The organism is Stomatobaculum sp. F0698 (assembly GCF_030644385.1).
Taxonomy (GTDB): Bacteria; Bacillota; Clostridia; order Lachnospirales; family Lachnospiraceae; genus Moryella.
Genome location: NZ_CP130060.1, coordinates 926,672 through 941,967, shown reverse-complemented (window position 1 = coordinate 941,967; position 15,296 = coordinate 926,672). Strand labels below are relative to the sequence as shown.

The 15,296-nt window shown below is 57.7% G+C and carries 9 protein-coding genes; all 9 read right to left on the bottom strand.

Going from position 1 to position 15,296, the window contains the following annotated elements; all coding sequences use genetic code 11:
* Window positions 1–63 precede the first annotated feature (63 nt).
* Complete coding sequence (locus tag QU660_RS04445) at window positions 64–1,668, bottom strand: NAD(P)/FAD-dependent oxidoreductase (RefSeq protein ID WP_304947114.1); 1,605 nt, start codon at window positions 1,666–1,668, stop codon at window positions 64–66.
* The gene (locus tag QU660_RS04440) at window positions 1,668–2,093 is read right to left on the bottom strand and encodes a DUF3783 domain-containing protein (protein WP_304947113.1); all 426 of its coding nucleotides are present in this window, start codon (window positions 2,091–2,093) and stop codon (window positions 1,668–1,670) included. Before QU660_RS04440 ends, QU660_RS04445 begins: the two co-directional genes overlap by 1 nt.
* The gene (locus QU660_RS04435) at window positions 2,090–3,331 is read right to left on the bottom strand and encodes an NAD(P)/FAD-dependent oxidoreductase (RefSeq protein WP_304947112.1); all 1,242 of its coding nucleotides are present in this window, start codon (window positions 3,329–3,331) and stop codon (window positions 2,090–2,092) included. Before QU660_RS04435 ends, QU660_RS04440 begins: the two co-directional genes overlap by 4 nt.
* Window positions 3,332–3,347: 16 nt before the next feature.
* Entirely contained in the window at window positions 3,348–5,012 is a 1,665-nt protein-coding gene (locus tag QU660_RS04430) for a putative polysaccharide biosynthesis protein (RefSeq protein ID WP_304947111.1), read from the bottom strand.
* An 8-nt stretch (window positions 5,013–5,020) separates the two neighbouring features.
* The gene (ybeY, locus tag QU660_RS04425; RefSeq protein WP_304947110.1) at window positions 5,021–5,512 is read right to left on the bottom strand and encodes an rRNA maturation RNase YbeY; all 492 of its coding nucleotides are present in this window, start codon (window positions 5,510–5,512) and stop codon (window positions 5,021–5,023) included.
* Complete coding sequence (locus tag QU660_RS04420) at window positions 5,509–6,549, bottom strand: PhoH family protein (protein ID WP_304947109.1); 1,041 nt, start codon at window positions 6,547–6,549, stop codon at window positions 5,509–5,511. The genes ybeY and QU660_RS04420 overlap by 4 nt, the downstream gene beginning before the upstream one ends.
* A 60-nt stretch (window positions 6,550–6,609) precedes the next feature.
* On the bottom strand, window positions 6,610–6,786 hold the full coding sequence (gene rpsU, locus QU660_RS04415) for a 30S ribosomal protein S21 (protein ID WP_005539624.1): 177 nt from the start codon (window positions 6,784–6,786) through the stop codon (window positions 6,610–6,612).
* A 311-nt stretch (window positions 6,787–7,097) separates the two neighbouring features.
* Entirely contained in the window at window positions 7,098–12,134 is a 5,037-nt protein-coding gene (locus QU660_RS04410) for an InlB B-repeat-containing protein (protein WP_304947108.1), read from the bottom strand.
* 399 nt (window positions 12,135–12,533) lie between these two features.
* The gene (alaS, locus tag QU660_RS04405; RefSeq protein ID WP_304947107.1) at window positions 12,534–15,203 is read right to left on the bottom strand and encodes an alanine--tRNA ligase; all 2,670 of its coding nucleotides are present in this window, start codon (window positions 15,201–15,203) and stop codon (window positions 12,534–12,536) included.
* Between the last annotated feature and the right edge of the window lie 93 nt (window positions 15,204–15,296).

Sequence of the window (15,296 nt, the reverse complement as noted above, 5' to 3'; positions counted from 1 at the left end):
GTTCCGTGGAACCGATATTAACATAATATATTTATGTGAACTCTCTGTGATCTGAGGCAAGCTTCAGTACTTCGGTGTATAGCGGCCGATGACCGCCTCCGCGACCCGTATGCCGTCCATCGCGGCACTGGTTATGCCGCCTGCATAGCCGGCGCCCTCGCCACAGGGATAAAACCCCCGTATGTTGGCCTGCAATTCGCTGTCCCGAAGGATACGTATCGGCGAAGACGTTCGGCTTTCAACACCCGCCAGGATGATATCCGGCGCGTCAAAGTCCTTGATCTGACGCCCGAAACTCGCCATTCCCTCAAGGAAGGCCTCCTCGAGCGGTGCATCCAGAATGCCGTTCAAAGCGGCAAGGCGATACTGTCCCGCAAAGCAGGGCTCTGTGCCGCCGAAGGCACGGCTCTCGCGCTTTGCGATAAAATCGCCGTAAAGCTGCACCGGAATATGTCCCTGTCCCGCCTGATACGCGCGACGCTCAAGGACCTCCTGATAGGAAAGCCCCGCGAGCACGCCCTCGCCGTAGCGCAGAAAGTCCTCAGGCCCCACCGAGACGATGATGGCCGCATTTGCGTTCGCCGAGCCGCGGTCCGCATAGCTCATGCCGTTCACCACCGTGCCTCCCGCCTCACTCGAAGCATTGACCACATAGCCGCCCGGGCACATGCAGAAACTGTAGACGCCGCGGCCCGAGCTCGTCTTTGCCGTGAGCTTATAGGGGGCGGGCGGCAAAAAGCCGACTTCTTTCAGGCCGTACTGCGATATCGAGATATCACTCTGTCTGTGCTGCACGCGAAAGCCGACCGCAAAGGCCTTGGCCTCCATTTGAAAGCCCCGCGCGTGGAGCGTCCGAAAGGTATCGCGCGCCGAGTGTCCGGTCGCGGCAATCAGTACTTCACAGGGCAGCTCGTACTTTGTGCCGTCCGTCTTCTCCACAAAGACCGCGCGCAGCCTGTCCCCTTCGACACAAAAATCCGCAGCGCGCGAAGAAAAGCGTAACTCGCCGCCGAGCCGCTCAATTTCTTCCCGCATTGCGGTCACGATTTCAATCAGTCGATCGGTTCCGAGATGGGGTTTTTGCTCATAGAGTATCGCACTGTCCGCACCGTAGTTGCAAAAAACTTCGAGGACCTTACGGTTCCTGCCCGCATTGTCCTTGACCAGGGTATTCAGCTTGCCGTCGGAAAAAGTCCCGGCACCGCCCTCGCCGAAGGAGACATTGCAGTTCGGGTTAAGCTTCCCACCCGCCCAAAAAGCATCGACCACCTGTTTCCGCTCTCTCGCGGGAAGTCCGCGCTCCAGAATAATGGGGCGGTACCCCGCCTCCGCGAGCATGAGCCCCGCAAAGAGTCCCGCGGGACCGCTGCCGATGATGACCGGACGCGAACCGAGCGCGTTCTCCCCTCGTTTCGGGAGCTTGTACGGAGCGCGCATATCCGCACTTACATTCGGGAGCTTTAAGAACTTTGCTTCGTGTGAAAGCTTTAGCCGAAGCAGGTAGACATAGTTCACCTCCGGCTTTTTTCGCGCATCGATCGAGCGGCGCACAATCTCGATTTCCCCGAGTTCTTGTTCCCGAATCCGTAGCAGTTTCGCCACCTTTTTCCGGAGCATCTCCTCGGTGTGGCGCACCGGCAGGCTCACATTGTTTAAAAGTATGGCCATCAGAGCACTTCTCCCGTCATGGTCTCATGCTCCGCACGGATTGCGTCGTAGAGTTCGCGCAGGGTCCAGCTCGCATTGGTCTCCGTGAGCGCAGCCTTTAGGGGTGCGCGGAGCTTCTGTTTCCGGAGCTGTGCGAGAAAGGCGTCGAAAGTCGCGGCACTGAAGCCGCAAAACAGAAAGAAAGGCTGTGCATGCTCCCTAAGTCGCACCGCTTCGGGCGCGGGCTCAAGGACGCGTCTGCTCTCCTCGTCAACTTCCTGCCCCGTGAGCAAAAAGCCGATGTGACGATCCAGTTCGGAACTGCCGAGCTCCTTATACTTAACCTTTAAGAGTGCACAGATGCCCGCGACCTTCGGCGCTTCCGCCCCGTCCGGAACATAGCAGAGCAAAGTACCGCCCTTTTGATTTGAAAAAATTCGATTCATCGTAAAACCTCATCGTTAGCGGCACTCTGCCCGGCAAGAAGACCGCTCGCAAAGCACCAGTGAAGATTATAACCGCCGCAGGGGCCTGTCACATTGAGCATTTCCCCCGCAAAATAGAGCCCCGGAAATTGTTTTGCTCCGAGTGTACGCGGATCTAGCTCTCGTAAGGAGATTCCGCCGGCCGAAACCTGCGCTTTATCGTAGGCCGCAAGTCCCTGAATCGGAAAGCGCGCTGCCGTTAGCTGTTCGGCGATTGCCGCGAATTCCGCTTTCCGAAGGCTTCCCGGCGCCGTTCCCGCCGAAAGACCTGCGCGCCGCAAGAGAGCAAGCCAGAGATTCTTCGGCACAAGGCCGTTTCCGTAGGCTTCCAGTGTCGTCGCAAAGGGCTGTGCGCCGCGCTTCGCAAAGAAAGCAAAATCTGTCTTCAGATCCGGCAGGAAATTCAGCACAAGTTCTGCCTTCTGCTTATTTTGCAAAGCCCGTCCGGCAGGCAGAGAAAGCTGGAAGACGGAAATCCCGGAAAAGCCCTCCTTCGTGAGCTGGAGCTCTCCCGCTTCTTCCGCAGTCTTCTTTCCGTCCACCCAAAGACTGAGAGCCGCCGGGACCCGCACGCCTTGGGCGGCCCGGAAAAAGGCATTTTCCCGCTCTGCGGAGCGAAGCGGGCAGAGCGCCGGACGAAAGGGAAGCGACTTTAGCCCGAGCGGCGCAGTTATCGCCGCGCCGCTGCCGTCGGATCCCGTTTTGGGAAGCGCCGTACCGCCAAGCGCAGCCACAACGCGGTCCGCATGAAATTCGGCTCTTTCCGTTTTCACCGTAAAGCCGACCTTTTTATTATGCCGGACGCCCAGTATACGCGCGTCCGTCTCAATCTTAACCCCGCGCCGTTCCAATTCCGCGCGGAGCGCATTCAGTACGGCGGCCGCCTGTTCGGCGTGCGGATAAATCCAAGTGCCGTGCCTCGTAAGCGGAGGAACCCCGAGTTCTTCCAGAAAACGTATCACCGCCTCCGGCGGAAACGGTGCCAGAACCTCTGAAAGCATAGATGGCACATCACAGTCGTAGCGCTCCGGCCGAAGATCCAGATTGGTAAAATTACATTTTCCGTTTCCCGTGAGCAAGAGCTTTTTGCCGATGCGATCGTTTCGCTCGAGCAAGCTGACCGCCGCTCCGCCTCTTGCCGCCGCGATTGCGGCCGCCATGCCTGCGGGGCCGCCGCCGAGCACCAGAACTTTCATCATCCGTTCTCCGTCATTCTCAAAGTAAATGCAGGCGCTTTGCGAGACGGCAAAGGCTCGCTCCCTTCGGGAAGCGCAGCAGTTCCTCCTCGCGTATCGCACCGGTCAGCAGAAGCAGAGAGCCGTAGACCGCCACCGCAAGAAAAATCGGCAGCAGGGTGTAGAATACCACCCGGCCCGTAAGGCGCTTTAAAGCGTATTTTGCACCCGCGGTCGCAAGTCCCATGAGCAGCGCGCAGAAGCCCGGCAAAACAAAGCTGCGCCCGATTTCCTGCCGGTACTTTAAGAGACGTTTGAGACTACCCGCATTCAGGATGCACATGCTGACCGCAAACACCATGTCCGCAATCACAACGCTGACGACACCGAGCTCAAAGATGCGGAGCAAAGTTTCCAGCACCAAGACATGTATGCCGAGCGAGAGCGCCGCATGTGCCACCGGAATCTTCATGTGATTGGTTCCCTGCAGAATCGCATTGCTCACGGTGGAGAGCGAGTAAAAGACCACACTCGCACAGCCGAGATGCATAATATGAACCGCCAGTTCGCTCTCCCCGAAGAGCAGCGGGATCAGAGGATCCGCCATGACCCCGAGTCCGACGGCCGCGGGGATCGCTACAATCATCGAGAAGCGAATGGCAAGCGCAATGTTTTTCCGCACTTCCTTTTTCTGATTTGCGCCGACCGCACGGCTCAGCGCGGGCACAAGAGCAGAGCCGAGAGAGTTTGCGATCATAATCGGCACATTGAGCAAGAGCTTATATTTTCCCGTATAGACACCGTACTGCTTCGCGATTTCTCCCTGCTTGCCGAGATCGAACATGGCCTGTCCGAACAGCGCATTGTCGAGGATACCGCTCACATTGTATATGGCGGTCGAGAGTATGACCGGAACCACGGTGAGTACCAGGAGCTCCGTGATTTCTTCATAACTCTCTGCCGGGTGCTCGCGGTCCCGGCGTGCCTTTCGAAGCCTTGAACGCCTTGTTATCAGAAACAGCAGTATGAAAATCAAAAGGGCGGAGGCAGCGCCGACACCGGTTCCTATGGTGCCGCCCGTTGCGCCGAATGCGCGGGCAAGCGACTCATTTTTTCCCTGTCGCAGCGCCCACTTCATCAGGAAATAGGCTGCGCCCACGCTGACCGCCGCATTTAAAATCTGCTCGACAATCTGGGAGATTGCGGTCGGCACCATGGTCGACTGTCCCTGCCAGTAACCGCGGCATACGCCGAGGTAGGACACAATCCAAACCGTGGGTGCGAGCGCTCGCAGCGGGTACGCGGCTTCCGGAATGTGAAGAAACGAAGCCGCAAGCCAGTCCGCGCCGAAAAAGATTGCGGTAAAGCCGATGCCGCCCACCACGGTCGCGTAGAGCAGCGCCGCGCGGAGGATGCGCTCGGCATTGCGATAGTTTTTTGCGCCGACCCTCGCGGAGATCAACTTGGACACCGCAAGCGGCAAACTGTAAGACGAAAGCAACAAAACAATGGCGTAGATATTAAATGCCGCCGCATAATAGCCGTTGCCTTCGTCGCCTATGATGCGCGTGAGCGGCATGCGATACACCAAGCCGATTAAACTTGAAATGACACCGGATGCCGCATAAATGGAACCCTGCGCCAAAAAGCCGCCGGATTTCGGTTTCTTACTTTTGGGAGCGAAATTCTCTCTTCTCTCTTCCATACAGCTCTTCAGCGCCGATAGCCGAGCGCGTCGAGTATCTCTCTCTGCCGCGCCTCCATGCCCATGCGCTCCTCTTCCTCCATGTGGTCATAGCCCATCAGGTGCAACATGCTGTGTGCAATCAAAAACGCAAGTTCGCGGGTCTCGCTGTGCCCGTATTCCGCCGCCTGCGTCTTTACGCGGCGCACATTGATCACAATGTCGCCGAGCGGAACTTCCCCCGTGTCCGGGTTTATGTCCTCTTCGCCGATTTCCTCCGGAAACACGGCCGGAGCTTCAAACTCGAGCATAGGGAACGAAAGCACATCCGTCTCGCGGTCCAAGTCACGAAAATCACGGTTCAGTTCTCGTATCGCCTCTTCGTCCACGAAACTGAGCGACACCTCCGCCGCAAAGGGACAATGCTCGGCACTGAGGCAGGCATTTACCACCTTCTCCGCAATCTCCTCATAGGGGAGTTCCAGACTCTCTTCCGCCTCGTAGCAGATTTCAAGGCTCATCGCTTATCACCTCGCTCATTCCGTTTTCCTCTGCCCTGCGCGTCCTTTCGCCAAGCACTGCGACGCTTCTTCTCGGCGCTCTCCTTTTCCTCGTACTTCTCGTAGGCATCCACAATCTGCTGCACCAGGGGGTGGCGCACCACATCACGGCTTGTGAGACGGCAAAAACCGATCTCCTCTATGTTCGAAAGCACACGGGAAGCCGTATCAAGCCCCGAAACCGCATCCGCAGGCAAGTCCTTCTGTGTGAGATCGCCGGTGATGATGGCCTTCGAGCCGAAGCCGATGCGGGTTAGGAACATCTTCATCTGCGAGGGTGTGGTATTCTGCGCCTCATCGAGGATGATGTAGGCGTTGTCCAAGGTGCGACCGCGCATATAGGCGAGCGGTGCCACCTCAATGAGTCCCTTCTCCGCGTTGTGGAGATAGCTCTCCGGCCCCATAATCTGGTAAAGCGCATCGTAGAGCGGGCGCAGATAGGGATCGATCTTGCTCTGCAGATCACCCGGGAGGAAGCCGAGCTTCTCGCCTGCCTCCATCGCGGGGCGCGTGAGAATGATGCGCTCGCAGTCCCCGTCGCGGAAGGCGCGTATCGCCATGGCCATGGCAAGATAGGTCTTACCGGTACCTGCCGGGCCTATGCCGAAGGTAATCATGCGCTTTCGTATGCTGTCCACATACTCTTTCTGACCGAGCGTCTTCGGTTTCACCGGACGCCCGGATGCCGTGCGGCATATGAGCTCCCGGTCAATTTCCAGTATCTTCTCTTCGCCCTCCGAAAACGCGAGGGAGAGCGCGTAGTTGACCGTCTGCTCCGAGACGGTCTCACCGCGCCGTGCGAGCGCAACCAAATTCTCAAAGACGGAGATGGCCTTTTTGACCTTGCCCTCTTCGCCCATGACCTTGACGCTGCCGTCACGCTCTATCATTGTGACCTGCAGGGTGCGCTCAATTTTGTGAAGGTTGACATCCATGAACCCGCAGACATTCTTCTCTAACTCTGCAGGGATATCAATTGTCTGCTCTGTGCTTCCCATCTTAACTCCCTCATACGTGCAAGACGCCCGGTCTCGTTGAGACCGGGCGTCAATTATGCATTAGTTGAATTTACGCTTTCTTGCAGCCTCGGACTTCTTCTTGCGTCTGACGCTGGGCTTCTCGTAATGCTCTCTCTTGCGAATTTCCTGCTGAATGCCTGCCTTCGCACAGTTTCTCTTGAAACGTCTCAGTGCGCTGTCCAAGCTTTCATTTTCTTTCACAATCACGTTTGACATGAAACGGCCTAACCTCCCTCCCGGTTGTGAAATTGAAATCCTGTTTAGTATACCACAATTTCCGCTTGCGTCAAGTGTATTTTCGGGCATTCTTTCCTCCTTGCCGCTCTCCGCATTTCAGCTTTCGCACCCGGCTTTCGGCGGCATTTGCTTGCTTTCTCAGGTGACTTCGACGGCTGCCCGCAAAGCTTTTTCGGCGTGGCCGCAGCTGCTTTGCATCACAGAAAACTCGGGAGCAGGCCAAAAGGGGACTGTGCGCTCGCACAGTCCCCTTCCGCTTTCTTCACCGATGCATTTTATGCATCCGTATTTTACTGCTCTTTTCTTCTTCTGCCGCAGATTGCGTAAGCCGCAAGCAGGAAGCCCGCTGCGGTGCCCGCAAAGTTCAGCGCAAACGGCGCCTCACCGGTCTTCGGGAGTCTGCCCTTGTTGGTGCCGACTGCCGCACCGCGGTTCGTTGCTCTCTTACCGCTGTTCGGAGAAAGCCCCTCGCCCTTCCGCTGGTTCAGCGTATCCGCATTCTTCTGCGGGTTCGGCTCGGTAATCTGCAGCTTATCATCGTTCCGGTTCGCTACCGTGTTCGACTGCGTGTTGTCGGGCTTCGTGTTATTCGGCTGCGTTGCGCCCGGCTGCGTGTTGTTCGGCTGCGTTGCGCTCGGCGTTCCCGTCGCGACATTGTTCGGGGTCACCGTGCCGCGGCGTCCGCTGCTGCGGCTGCCGCCGCCACCGCCGCTGCCACCACTGCCGCCGCTTCCGCCGACAGCGTTCTCGCCGTCGCGGTCCGTCTGATAAACAGCGACCAGGTCAACGTCATGCGTGGTGCCTGCCGGAATGGTGTTTAAGAACTTGCCGCCGACAACCTTCCAAGTCCAGAACTTAACGCCCTGCTTCACAGCGCCGTTCGGGTTAATCTCGTCCTCAATCGTAAAGGTGGTCGGGTTTGCGGCGTCGTTCACACCGCCTGCCGTATCGTAGGTGATGCGATAGCGAATCGGTTCCCAAACTGCTCTGAACACGACATCGCCGTCGCTGCCTGCGGGAATCTGATTGACAGCGACACCCGGTGCCGATGCCATCTCCCAACGGGTGAAGGTGTAACCGATGCGGCTCGGGGTCGGCAGGGTGATGGCTCCGTCCTCAATCGTATAGCTGGTCGGAAGCGTGCCGAGTCCCTGAATCGGGCTGTTCGCCGTCTCGCCGGTGTCGTAAGTGATGCTGTAGTGGTTGAGGGTCCAGTCTGCCGTTAAGTTCTGCGGACCCGTGGTGCCTGCCGGAATGCTCGTCACGGTCTGTCCGTTCAAGTTCCAGCTTCCCGTGTAACCGCGGCGCACCGGCGGTGCAAGCTGCACATCGTCATCGACCGTAAAGCTCGGCACATTGGAAGCCGGATTGGTCGGGGTTCCGATGCCCGTGCCCGGGTTCAGGTTGTAGTTGATGCTATAGCTATTGAGCTGCCACTTTGCGTAGTAGGTCTTTGCCGCCGCATCCGCGGTGTGAAGGGTCGTGATCGGCGTGCCGGTAAGGGCCGCGTTGTCATACCAACCCTGGAAGCTCGCGCCGTTTCTGGTCGGAATGCCGAGTGCAAAGTCCGCATCCTCAACCGTGTAGGAATTCGGGGTGACCGCAGTTGCCGGGCTGGCCGCCGAATCGTTCATCACATAGGTGATCGGATAGCTCAGCGCATTGCCCCACTTTGCGTAGTAGTGCTTGTCTTCCGCATCCATCGTGTGAAGCGTCGTGACCGGCGTGCCGGTAAGCGCCGCGTTGTCATACCAGTTTTCAAAGGTATAACCGGTGCGGGTTGCCGGGCGCAGGGTGTAATCCGCGTCTTCAACCGTGTAGCTCGTGAGCGAAGCGTTCGGGTTTGCCGCTGTGAGACCTGCCGGAACTGTGTCGTTCAGCGTCCACTGCACGTTGTAGGCATTCGGTGCGCTCCACTTTGCGTAGACCGTGTAATTGACCGCCGACGCCGGGTTGATAGAAGAAATCGGAGTCGTGAGACCCGCATCCGCATACCAGCCGAGGAAGGTGTAACCCGTGCGGGTCGGTGCCTGCAGGTTAATGCTCGGATCCGTCACATCGAAGCCGCCCGGGTTGGTCGCCGGATTGCTTGCCGTGTGGCCCGCCGGCGTCGTATCGTTCAGCACATAGGTGATCGAATACGGAAGCGGTGCACTCCACTTCGCATAGAGATCGGTCGGGTTCGTATCGCCCTGTGCAGTCACCAGCGTTGCCGGTGCCGCAGTCGTGAGACCCGCATCCGTAAACCAGCCGAGGAAGGTATAGCCCGGGCGGGTCGGGGTGCCGAAGGTATGATCCGGAGACTCCGCCGTGTAAGTCGTAAAGCCCGCATCCGGGTTGTTTGCCGGCTGCGTTGCGGAATCGTTCAGGTGATATGCGAGGTTATAGTTCTTAGCGGTCCACTTCGCATAGTAGTGCTTATCTCCCGCCGGAACCGCACTCGTAACCAGAGTCGAAACCGGGGTGCCCGCGAAGAGCTGGTTGTCATACCAGCCGTCAAAGTTGTAGCCCGGCCAGGTCATGGGCTGAATCGTGACGTTCGGATCCGTGACCTTATAGCTTGTCACGGTGTTCGGGTTCACCGCAGCGCCCGCGGTGCGGGATGCCGGGTTCACATTCGTCGTGTACTGAATGTTGTAGTTGTTCTCGGTCCAGTTCGCGGTCATCGTAATCACACCGTTATTCGTGGTCACGAGGTTTGCCGGAGTCGCTCCGTCCGCATAGGTCTGGCCGTTCGAACCGCTCCAGCCGTTAAAGGTATAGCCGTTCACAGCAAAGCCGTTCGTCAGGTTTGCAGCTGCAGTGCCGGTGATGGTCTGATCCGCCATGGTGCCGGTCGCGGTCTGTCCCGCCGGTGCGTTCGCAACAAACTTCACCGTGTACTGGTGCGGGTTTCTGGTCACCGGGCCCGGTACGTAGGTAATCGTATAGGTACCGATTGCAGCGCTGCCCGCCGTGCCGTTATCAAAGGTAGTCGGCGCAAGCGGCGTCGCATTGTCCGTCGTTGTCGCTGCGACCGGCTGACTGTTGTCAAAGTTCACACTGACAGCCGACACGCGGTCGTTGCCGATGAGGCCCGTCACCGTCACATCGGAGGGATCCCAGGTGAGGGGCTCGGTCGCCGTCACGGTGCGCGGATTCACGGTAATCGTGAGCGGCACATTGACCGCGCCGTTGCCCGCATTGCTGAAGTTGCCGTTTGCACCCTGCGCAACAAAGCTGCTTCCCGCAGGCGCGTTGATGGTGCCGTTGTTCACAACCGTACTGCCCGCCGGAACCGTGAGCGTGTGACCGTTTAAGTCAATCGTAACACCTGCCGGAACATTGGACGTGAGTGTCGTGTTGCCAATCAGGCTGACCGAAGCATTGCCGTTCTGCGTAGAGAACGCAATCGCATCGTCCGCATTGTTAAAGTAGTAGGTCTGGCCTCCCACCGTAACCGTCGCGGTGTGCGCCGTGACCAGCGGCACCGATTCATTCGCGGTGTCACCGGTCTTGTTGTATCCGCTGAACTCGATGTAGTAGCCCTTGACATCGAGACCGCCGCCGGTGTAATCGCTGCGGTTATGAAGGTCGTTCCAGTAACCCGCGTTGTGTACCTGCATGACGCCCTCGTAACCGCTGACCGCAACGCCGTGTCCGGCTGCGGAATTCGGCTCGCCGGTCGGGCGGAAGTGCGTGTATGCCGGATTGCCGCCGGAATAAGGCGTGACGAGCGGTGTTCCGTTACCCAGGGGGGCCGCGCCGCCGTTGCCCTGTACGAAGTAATCGATATTAGACTCCGGTCCGTTCTGCCAGCGGAAGGTTCTCGCCGCCGTCGGCGTAGATGTAGAAGATGCGTTCACGTTCTGATTTGCGAAAACGGTACCGGTGCGTCCCGCAACCGAGTTGTCGGACCAAGCCGGAACACTTGTCGCGTCGTTGATGCCCTCAAAACGCGCGCCGCCGGACCAAGCGCCGGTGGTCGTCGAGGTGATCTGGTCGAGAACCTGATCCTCTTCTGCGGAGGTAATCGTGACCAGGTAGCCTCGCATGCCGTCCAGATAGCTCTGCTTTGCGGTGTTGTAACTGTCAGCCCAGCTCACAAGGCCTGCAGGCTGCGGCTCCACATACATATAATAGTGTTCCGCGCTGTCATTCGGCATCGGGTTCGGAATGGTCTTCTTCGAAATCTTGATGGTTGCGTTGGTCGGGAAGTTGTTCTGGCCGTTTCCGAGCGTAATCTTAAGCTGCTGGTTTGCACCCGGGCTCGCAAGCTTAAACTTCATCTGCTGTTCAATGAAATCCTTTGCCTCGGCCGCCGTCAGTGCGGTCGGGAAAATGAACTGGTAGAACAGGTGGCTGCCCGCCGGATTAATATCCGTAAAGCTCTGGTAGGTCTTGCTGCCGACCACCGTGCCGCTCACAGGCATATCGATAATGTTACCCGTGTCGACCTGGAAGTTCATCGAGGTGATGCCGTTGCCGGCGCCGTCTACCACGGTCACATCGCTGAGCTTATACGTCTGACGCGTCGCATCGCCGTCGTAGTCGAGAAGCTTAAAGGATGCACCGAGCTGGGTGTTTCCGGTCTGATAGTTGACGACCGCGAAGGGCGAGAAGTGCTCTGCTGCCGCCTGCAGCACCGGTGTATTCTCATCGAGACCCGTGCGCAGCGTATCCACCTTCGAAGCCTCTTCATCGATGTGAAGCACCGCTACGTTCGTGTCCTGTGCCTCACTGTCCTCTCCGGTCTTCGAGACCTCGGCGGAGACAATGCTCACGTTACGGAAGGAGACCGCAAGACTGCCCTTCGTGTTGTCCGGCTGAATTTCTTCGCCCGCTGCGTTTAAGACCGTGAGATCGCAAAGGAACTGCGCCGTTGCGGTCTTGCCTGTCTCACTCGCGTGCGCCGCAATCTTTGCGAGTGCTTCCTGCTCCTCTTCCGCAGTCAGTGCTCTTGCACGGAGTCTTGCGCCTTCCGGCAGAACGCCGGCCGGAGCCGTCACTTCGATTTCAACGCCGTTTAATTCGGTGCGGAGTACCTTTGCCGCGTTGGACGGTGTACCCCAGCGGCTCGAACCGACAAGGATATCCGCTGTCTTTTCTCCCTGCTTTGCCTCCGCAGCTGCCGTTGCATCGGAAGGGCTTGCCGTGCCCCTCTGCTGCAATTCTCTCTGCTCCCCCCTCAAAAGTCCGAGGTCGTTGATAAGTTCTGCGTCCTCGCGAAATTCATCCGCCGAGGGGGCCGCATAGACAGGCACCGCGGTCGAAACGTTCAATACCGCCATCGCAGCACTGAGCATCACCGCAAGCAAGCGTTTTGACTGCTTACCACGTTTTACCATACCGTTCCTCCTAATAATTAACCACATTGCTCTCAATTCTAACTGTCTTATACTCTACCCAAAAAATCAATTATACGCAAGAGCTTATGAAGATTTTTTTAAGTTTCTTAGGAATATGCTAATTATAGCTTCATAATCTTTGTGTTTGAATTAACAATCCAAAGCGCTTTCTGTCTTGCTTTTAATTTGTATTCATCGCCGCCGTATTGCAGCAATCACGATATTCTCTTTTCTTTTCGAGAGCCGAACTTCCAGAACCGCCGGTACATTACGCGCATTTTATAGTACAAATTTCTCTTACAGCACCGTCTCTCACACCGTAAAGCGCAAGCAAAACGAGCTGTGCATACGCACAGCTCGTTTTGTATTCCGAGACGGATTCCAAAGAAGCCGCTCTTCTTATGCCAGTTCCTCTTCCAGTGCTTCGGCCGCCTTTTCAAGCGCCGCCTGCACGCCCGCGGGGTTCTTGCCGCCCGCCTGCGCAATGTTCGGTCTGCCGCCGCCGCCGCCGCCGATTAGCGGTGCAATGGCTTTAATGAGCTTTCCGGCATTGGCGCCCTTCTCTTCCGCCGCTTTACCGACCATCACGAGGAGATTTACCTGCGACTCATCCGCACTTGCAAGCACGGCCACGCCGCCCTCGGTCTTCTGAAGCAGACTGTCGCCGAGATTACGGAGCTCATTCATCTCAATCTTTGCGAGTGCTGTGGTGAGAAGTTTGACACCCTTCACTTCCTGGATGTCTTCGCCCGCAGTTGCCGCCGCATTGCGCGCAAGCTCGGCGCGGAGCTTCTCGTTCTCCTTCTCGCTCTCACGGAGCTCATGCTGGAGCTGTAGGACGCGCTGCGGCAGTTCCGCACGGTTGGTCTTTAACTGCGCCGCGAGCTCCTCAAGCTCCTGTACCGCCGCTTCATAATAAGCGGTCAAGGCATCGCCGGTCAGCGCTTCGATGCGGCGCACGCCCGCCGAAATGCCGGTCTCGGAGACAATCTTCATTGCGCCGATGTTCTCCGTATTCTTTACGTGGGTACCGCCGCAGAGCTCGGTCGAGAAATCACCCATGCGCACCACACGGACCTCATCGCCGTACTTTTCGCCAAACAGTGCCTTTGCGCCGGCCTTCTTGGCATCTTCGATGCCCATGACCTTGGTCTCAACCGCGTGTCCCGCCTTGATCTCGCGGTTCACAAGTTCCTCGACCTTCTTGATTTCCTCGGGCGTGAGCGCCGCGAAGTGCGTAAAGTCAAAGCGCAGTCTGTCCGCGCTCACAAAGCTACCCGCCTGGTTCACATGGTTGCCGAGCACTTCGCGAAGCGCTTCGTGCAGCAGGTGGGTGCCCGAGTGGTTCTTTGCCGTATTGTCGCGGTTCGCGGCATCGACCGCAAGGGTCACGCTCTCGCCGATACGGAACATGCCCGAGAGTACCTTACCCGTGTGACCGACCTTGCCGCCCTTTAAATGGATGGTTTCGCGCACTTCAAAGCGATTATCCCCCGCCGATATCACGCCGGTATCGCCCTGCTGGCCGCCCATGGTCGCATAGAACGGCGTCTTGTCGGTCACAATCGTGCCCTCATCGCCCTCTGCGAGCGCCTCGGTAAGCGCCGTTGTATCCTCCTCGCTCTCCTCCGGGAGAATGCGGACCATCGCCGTAATCTTGCCCTCGTCCGTCAGCTTGTCGTAGCCGGTGAACTCGGTCGTGAGCGTCGGATCAATCTGCTGGTAAGCGGTCTGCGCCTCACCCATATAGTTCGTCGCTTTTCTCGCCTTCCGCGCAGTCTCCCGCTGTACCTGCATCGCCTTCTGGAAGCCTGCCTCATCGACCGTGAAGCCGCGCTCTGCGAGAATTTCACGCGTCAAATCGAGCGGGAAGCCGTAGGTGTCGTAGAGCTTAAACGCGTCCTCGCCGGAGAGCTCGGTCTTTTTCTCCGCGGATAGCGTCTCCTCGAGCTCCGCGAGAATAGAAAGGCCCTGGTCTATCGTGCGGTTAAACTTCGCCTCTTCCTCGGTCAGAACCTTTAAAATCATTTCGCGCTTCTCTTCCAGCTCCGGATAGCCGTCCTTCGAGGAGGCAATCACGGTCTCGGCAAGCTTGCCGAGGAAGGCCCCCTCAATGCCGAGGAGTCTGCCGTGGCGCGCCGCGCGGCGCAGGAGTCTCCGGAGCACATAGCCTCTGCCCTCGTTGCTCGGCATGATGCCATCCGAAATCATGAAGGTGCAGGAACGCACATGGTCGGTAATCACGCGCAGCGAAACATCCTTCTTCTCATCCTCGTGGTAACGGGTCGAAGCAAGCTTCGCCGCCTCATCGAGCAGCGCGCGAATGGTATCCACTTCGAAGATGGACTCGACATCCTGGACCACAACCGCAAGGCGCTCCAGTCCCATGCCGGTATCGATGTTCTTCTGCTTGAGTTCGCTGTAGTGACCGTGACCGTCGTTATCGAACTGACTGAACACGTTGTTCCAGACTTCCATGAAGCGGTCGCCCTCGCCGCCCATCACGTCCTCGGGGCCGGTTCCGTACGCTTCGCCGCGGTCATAATAAATCTCCGAGCAGGGGCCGCAAGGACCGGAACCGTGCTCCCAGAAATTGTCCGCCTTGCCGAAGCGGTAAATGCGCTCCGGTGCGATGCCGATCTCGTCTCGCCAGATATCGAAGGCCTCGTCATCTTCCTCATAGACGGAGGGATAGAGACGATCCGGCTCGAGTCCCACAACCTCGGTCAGGAACTCCCAGCTCCAGTGAATGGCCTCACGCTTAAAGTAATCGCCGAAGGAAAAGTTACCGAGCATCTCAAAAAAAGTGCCGTGGCGCGCGGTCTTACCGACATTGTCGATATCACCCGTGCGAATACACTTCTGACACGTTGTCACACGGCGGCAGGGCGGAATCTCCTGGCCGGTGAAATACGGCTTTAACGGTGCCATACCGGAATTGATGAGCAACAGACTATTGTCGTTGTGCGGCACCAGGCTGAAGCTCTTCATGATTAAATGTCCCTTGCTCTGAAAGAACTCAAGATACATCTTGCGGAGCTCATTGACTCCGTATTTCTTTGCAATCATTGCACTGCCCCTCTGTTTTGATATTTTATGATTTTCCTAAATTTCTATTGTAGCCGTAAATCACCGTTCTGTAAATCCGCTTTACACGCGGCA